The sequence below is a fragment of the Sphingomonas sp. Leaf62 genome, from assembly GCF_001421915.1.
GTDB lineage: Bacteria > Pseudomonadota > Alphaproteobacteria > Sphingomonadales > Sphingomonadaceae > Sphingomonas.
The window spans coordinates 1-6,577 of the sequence record NZ_LMLN01000005.1; the positions used below are offsets into that span (position 1 = coordinate 1).

Consider the following 6,577-nt stretch of genomic DNA (forward strand, 5'->3'; position numbering starts at 1 on the left):
CAGAGGGGGTTGCGGATGTCTGGTCCTGGGTCTGCGCTGCCGCAGCGCTGGCAGCTCCCGACCAGACCCGTACATTCTCGCATCAGGCTTTTACGGCCGTTTGCGACAAAAGCAGCCTTTCGGGTTCCACCTTGCGGCGCCGCGACGACGTGGAAGGCGCGTCGCGCAACCGCCTCAGGGGGCGATCCTGAAGATCGTCCCAAGCCGGAGGATCGGTCCTCCGGCCATTTTCGGACCAAACTCGAAGACGGGGCCCGCGGATCGTGGATCAGGTGGGATGCGCTCGTTGGCGGATTGGCCGGATGCCCGCTCCGGCGCACATCGATCGCCAGCACCTCGACGTCCAGCCGTCGCAGACCGTCGATCTCGACGTCCGTCAGCCTGGATGTTGCGTTGCCCCAGTGGTCCGGAGCGAGCTGCACCACGCGGATGCGTTCTGGCAGAAACTCGGTCCCTAGCGCATCGCAGACGTCGACGGTGCCGGGCAGGCTGGTTCGCGGATGCGGCTGGACGGCGCTTACGTAGCAAATCCGTCAGAAATCCGACGAGGCGGTCGCGCACGCATCGTTGATCTTTTCGTGGAACTACGCTCGCGTCTCGCCGGTCTCGTGCGGCGACGTGAGCCGACCCGCCAGGCACTACTCGCACGAGAGCGCCCTCGGCCTGAGCGGACCACGCGTCGGCACGCCCCACTGAGGCGACGGTCAGCGAAAATGCGGCCGATCAGCTGCTCTTGCCGGCGTTGGGCATTCCGCACACCAGCAGTATCCGTTCAAGATGCGTCCGCCCGCGCGTCGCCTGCTCCATGCACCGGTCTCCCTGGTTCCCCGTCCCGGGACCGCGGCTATCGCACGCGTGCCAGACGATGCCCGTCGGGAACGCCGGCACCCAGCGCCAAGGCCTTGGGGGCACGCGCTTCGTCCCGCCGCACGCCGATGCCTCTCCTCGTCGCTGCGAAGAATCCCGACCTGCCGGGCTGTTCACGTGGCCGTAAGGCTTGGCGGACCCCCCGTCATTGTCTCCACCATCTGGTGGATTACGCCGTCTTCGGCGCCGGATATCTCCGAGCCCGGAAACGCGGCCCGGCCATCGTCGATGCCGACCGCTCGAGAACGATGCACAGCCCGGGGGGACTATCGTGAGCCGTAGCAAATCATCGAGTAACCGCCGCGCCGCTGGCCTGACGGCGGCGACGGTCGGCGCAGGGCTGCTGGTCGTTGGGGGAGAAGCGCACGCGCAATCCTGCGCACAGCAGCCGGACGGAAGCTATCTCTGTTCGGGCGCGATCACGACGTTCCAGTTCTTCCAAGCCCCGGCGAGCGGCACCAACATCGTGCGCACGAGCGCGAACACCACGATCGATGTCGCGGACAACGACGCGATCCTGGCACGCGGGCCAACGACGATCGAGGATCGCAATGCGGCGCGCATCTCCGGCGCGGCCAACGGCATCACCCTGCAAAGCTTCGGCGCGGGCGACCTGTCGATCGCGAGCAACGGGACGATCACGGGCAGGGGGCAGCGCAACGGAGGCGGCTACGGCATCCGCATCGCCACCAGCGCGCAGGCGTCGGGCGGCATCACGGTCGACATCGCGCGCGGCGGTCTGGTCAGCGGCACGAACGGCGCGATTAGCGTGCTGGGCGGGGGGACCGCACCGGTCACCATTCTCCTGAATGGTGATGCGACGCGCACCCAGGCGGCCGGCACCGGTCTGCCCGCGGTGGTGGAGGCTCGGTCGGGGGGCGGGGAACCTGTGTCGGTCACGATCAACGGCAACGTCACCGATCAGGCGGGCTCGCTCGCCTACGGCGTATCGGCCGAGTCGACTTCCGGCGATCCCGTGAGGGGGAACATCACGGTGGCCGTGGATGGCACGATCCGGGCCGCGGGCGGGATCAGCGTCAACGGCACGGGCACCGTGCGCGTCAATGTCAACGGCCGCGTGACGGCGACGGACAGCAGCCAGTCGGGCATCGCGGCGCGCGTGGGTATCGGCAGCGGCAGCGGCACCACACCCGCGAGCCGGCGTGGGGAGATCGTCATCGGCAGCACGGGCGTCGTCGAGGGCGGGGTTTTTCTGGATAGCGAGCAGGCCGCCGCCACCGCCCGCACCACGGGCAATTTCGTCACCAACGCGGGCACGGTGACGGGCGGGATCCGGACCGTCGGGGGCACCACCCGGGTCGCCAACACCGGCACCGTCACCGCCGACCCGGCGACCCGCACCGCGATCGAGGTATCGCAGCCGGGCAGCGCGATTGAGTTGTCCGGCGGATCGGTGACCGGCGCCGTCAACTTCGACGGCGGGATGACCGTGCTCTGGAACGGCGGGACGCTGTCGGGAACGCTGGACAACGTCTATTCCAACGGCGCCGATCCAACCACCGTCACCATCGCGGGCCGGACCGAGGCGCAGACCGCGACGCTGACACGGCTGCGCGGCGTCTATACCGACGTCCTGAACCTCAGCGGCACGACGCTCCGTGCCAGTTTCCAGGGCGGCAACAACATCGTGTTCGATCCCGTAAAGGGCACCAACCTGGGCGATTGGGGCAGGATCAACCTGACCGACAATGCCCGCTGGATCGTGACCGGCAACACCCGGAGCGACGCGCAGATCAACGTCGACCGCACCTCGACCCTCGTCGCCGCTGCGGACGCCACGCTGGGCACCGGCACCAACCACGTGCTGAACAACGCCGGTACGCTCGACCTCACTGGCGTCGCCGGACAGGCACGGCGCGTCACCGTGTTCGGCAGCTACAACCAGGCGGCGACCGGCAACCTGATCGTCGGCGTCACCCCGACCCAGATCGACGTACTGACCATCACCAAGGCGTCGCTGCTGGCAGGCACGGTGACATTCGCCTGGGCGCCGGGCACCTACACTGCGGGTAGCCGGCCGTTCATCATCGGCCAGGGATCGACCGGCACCCCGTTGCTGAGCGGCACGTTCGGCACCGTAGCGGCGGCGACCGGTACGACCGCGCCCACCGGGTTCGACATCAGCGTCGCCTACACCGAACGCGATGCCAGTCTGGTGCTCGGCGCCTCAACACCCGCGCCTACTCCGACGCCTACTCCGACGCCGACGCCGACGCCAACCCCGACACCGACACCGACACCGACACCGACACCGACCCCTACCCCTACCCCTACCCCTACCCCGCCACCGGCGCCCACACCCACGCCGGTCGTGGCACCGCGCGATGCCCGGCTGTTCAGCACGCAGATGATGGCCGTGGCGGCGTTGGGCGAGCAGCGGACGATTGACCTGTTGCAGCGCACGCAGGCCGATGGCGGCGGCAACGGCTTCTACAACTTTGCCGTGTCGGGCGAGCAGCGCTATCGCATGTGGATGGAACTGGCCGGCAACGCGCGCGACATCGATCGGTCCGGCGACCGCCCGGGCACGCGGTCGAGCGCGTTCGGCGGGCAGATCGGGCTGGATGCCGAGGTCCGGGATGGCGGCCGTATCGGCATCGCTGGCGGCTATGACCGCACCTCGCTGCATGACGATCTGGGCAGCCGCGGCACCGGGGACGTGGCGCGGATCGGTTTCTATGCATCGCAGACGGTCGGCAGGATCGGTCTGTCGGCGATGGTCGGCTACGCCCATGCGTGGCAGGAAAGCCGGCGCGAGACCGGGATCGGCCGCGCCGTCGCCCGCTACGGGATCGGCACCGTGACCGTCGGCGCGCAGGCGAGCGCCGCCCTCGCCATTGCGGGGACGACGGTGACACCGGCGCTGGGGGTGGTGGCGTCGCGCTTCGGCGCGGACCTGGCCGAAGACGGTTCGGTCCCGGCGGCCTTCGCCGTCCGCGGCCGCATCGGCGATCGAACCTATGTCTCGCCGTTCGCCAATATCGGCCTGTCGCGCGTCATCGACGGCGGCCGCGGCACCAGCCTCGTTCCCGACGTGTCGTTCGGCTATCGCCGCAGCGACGCCGCGGCGGGGCCGGGCGTCAGGCTGGCGGCGGCGGACGGCACGGCGTTCGCCGGCAATCGCGCGGACCTGTCCCGCGACACGCTGTCGGCCGGGGCGGGATTGACCCTGCATCGTGGCGGTTGGACGGGCTATGCGCGGTATCGTGGCCAGTTCGCCGACCGCTGGACCGACAACAGCGGGACGCTGGGGATCAGGTTGGCGTTCTGAAGGAGGCGGGTGTCATGTCGAGGATCATCACGGTCGCAGCCATCGTGCTGGTCGCGCCGGCGGCGGCGCAGCTTGCCCCCGGCGTGCGAATGCCGCCCGGCATCGGGGCCGCCTACGGGCAACTCGGAAAGGCAATGATGGCGCACGACGCCGCAGGGGTCCGAACGGTCTGGGCCGACGATTTCGTCGTCAATGCGCCCGATAATGCGGTGCTGAACCGCGAGCAGGTGATCGCGGTGATGGAGCGCGACTTCCTCGACTACAAGGATTTCCGCAAGCACATCACTTTCGTCGGCGAGAAGCCGGAGGTGACCGTGGTGATGGGTTACGACACGATGGTGCCGGTGAAGGGGCCGGGCGCGGGCCGGCATGTGATGCGGCCGTTCACCGATATCTGGGCGCGGCGTGACAGTCGCTGGCGTCTGATCGCGCGACAGGCGACGATCGCCGCGGCAAGGTAACGGCTCCGGGCCGAGTCGGCATCCCCCGCAGCCTCGTACGGCAGCGTCGGGGAAGGGAATCGGACGCCGGCGGCAGGACCGCCGGATGTGTGCAACAGGCCGGGTCGTATATCGCACCGGCGGATCGAGAGCGCGGGGGTATGGATCGCAGGACGTTCTCCGACCTCGTGTCCGCCGTCTACGACGGCGCGATCGACCACGCCTTATGGCCCGAAACGCTCGGCCGGATTTGCCGGACGCTGGGTTTCCGCAAGGGAACGGTGGATCTCAATCGCCTGCCGGGGATGACCAACATCTTCAACTTCCACCATGGCATCGACGACCGCCAGGCCGCGACCATGATCAGTCACTATTACGGCATGCCGGAGGTCTGGGGCGGACTGGACGCGATAACGACGCGCCCGATCGACCGGCCTTGGGTCGTCAGCCATATCATCACGCAGGACGCCTTGATGCGGACGTCCTATTATCGGAACTGGGTGGGGCCGATGGGTCTGGTCGACGGAGCCGCGATCGTGCTGGCCCGCGATGCCAGCCTGTTCGGCAGCATCCGCCTCGCCACGGACGCCACCCGGGGGTTCGTCGACGATCATCTGGTCGATGCGCTGGCGTCGTTGCTGCCGCATTGCCAGCGCGCCGCCCGCATCAACGGACTGCTCGATGCCGCCAACGCGAAAGCCCGCAATTTCGAGGCCGTCGTGAATTCCATGTCGCTGCCCATCCTCTTGGTTTCGGCGAACGGCGCGATCGTCCATGCCAACGGTCCCGCGCGCGAGCTGCTGGAGGAAGGGGCGATCCTCGCCGCGCGCTTCGATCGGCTCTCGTCGCCCGTGCCCGGGCTGCACCACGCGATCGGAAAGATGATCGACCGGGCGATCGAGAACGAGACCGACATCCCCGGAAGCGGCATCGGCCTATCCGTGCGGGTGCCGAACCGTGGCTCCCGCACCCTCCATCTGCTGCCGCTCGCCCATGGCGCCTTGCGGGTCAGGCTTGCCGGTGATGCGGTAGTGGCCATCTTCATCTCGAACGCGCCGATCGAACAGAATCTTGCGCAAGATGTGCTGCAATCGATGTTCGAGCTTACTAAAGCCGAACTGGCGGTCTTCGAACGCATCTTCGTCGGCAGGAGCACGCGGGAAATCTGCGCCGACCTGGGCATAGCCGACAGCACCGTGCGCACCCACGTGCTGCACCTGTTCCAGAAGACGGCCACGCATAGTCGCGCCGACCTGATCCGTCTCGCCCACGCCTATGCGAGGCCGGTCGCGCAGGCGTGGCAATGAAGGGCTCCGTCAAACCAAATGCACCTTCTGGTAAGCAGGGCAGGGTAGGGGGCTTACATGCCCCGTCCACGCAAGCCTGCCAGCCCGTTCCGCTACTTCAACTCATCGCCCGAGGTGATCCGGCTGGTGGTGCTGATGTACGTCCGGTTTCCGCTGTCGTTGCGCAACGTCGAAGACCTGCTGTTCGAGCGCGGGATCGACATCTGCCATGAGACGGTGCGGCTGTGGTGGAACCGGTTTGGACCGCTGTTCGCCGGTGACATCCGCCGCCAGCGGATAAGCCGGATGCGGGGCTTCCGTCACTGGCGCTGGCATCTGGATGAGATGTACGTGAAGCTGAACNAAGGGTGAGGTGCTGGAGAGCTACGTTACCAAAACGCGGGACAAGGCAGCAGCACTCGCCTTCATGAAGAAGGCGCTCAGGCGTCATGGTTCACCAGAGGCGGTCACCACTGACGGGCTGCGCTCCTACGGTGCGGCGATGAACGAACTGGGCTGTCGCCAGAAGCAGGAGACCGGCCGCTGGGCCAACAACCGGGTGGAGAACAGCCACCTTCCGTTCCGACGAAGGGAACGGGCGATGCTGCGTTTCCGCCAGATGAAGACGTTGCAAAAGTTCGCGTCGGTTCACGCCAATGTCCACAACCACTTCAGTCTCGAACGCCACCTGA

Annotated in this window: 4 protein-coding genes and 2 pseudogenes; all 6 read left to right on the forward strand. The window is 67.7% G+C overall.

Going from position 1 to position 6,577, the window contains the following annotated elements; all coding sequences use genetic code 11:
- On the forward strand, nt 1-191 hold a 191-nt coding region (locus ASE91_RS20415; protein ID WP_235530308.1), incomplete at its 5' end, for a hypothetical protein.
- 947 nt (nt 192-1,138) lie between these two features.
- Nucleotides 1,139-4,159: an autotransporter outer membrane beta-barrel domain-containing protein gene (locus ASE91_RS04250; protein WP_056623054.1), complete on the forward strand. Its 3,021-nt coding sequence runs from the start codon at nt 1,139-1,141 to the stop codon at nt 4,157-4,159.
- 14 nt (nt 4,160-4,173) lie between these two features.
- Nucleotides 4,174-4,620 carry a nuclear transport factor 2 family protein gene (locus ASE91_RS04255; RefSeq protein WP_056623057.1) on the forward strand — a complete coding sequence of 149 codons (447 nt, stop codon included), beginning with the start codon at nt 4,174-4,176 and terminating at the stop codon, nt 4,618-4,620.
- Nucleotides 4,621-4,709: 89 nt separating this feature from the next.
- Nucleotides 4,710-5,906, forward strand: coding sequence for a helix-turn-helix transcriptional regulator (locus ASE91_RS04260; protein WP_156357654.1), 1,197 nt, complete (start codon nt 4,710-4,712; stop codon nt 5,904-5,906).
- A gap of 57 nt (nt 5,907-5,963) precedes the next feature.
- Nucleotides 5,964-6,248 (forward strand): annotated as a pseudogene (locus tag ASE91_RS20420) (IS6 family transposase); the annotation flags it as partial.
- A 1-nt stretch (nt 6,249) separates the two neighbouring features.
- A pseudogene (locus ASE91_RS20425) lies at nt 6,250-6,577 on the forward strand (DDE-type integrase/transposase/recombinase); the annotation flags it as partial.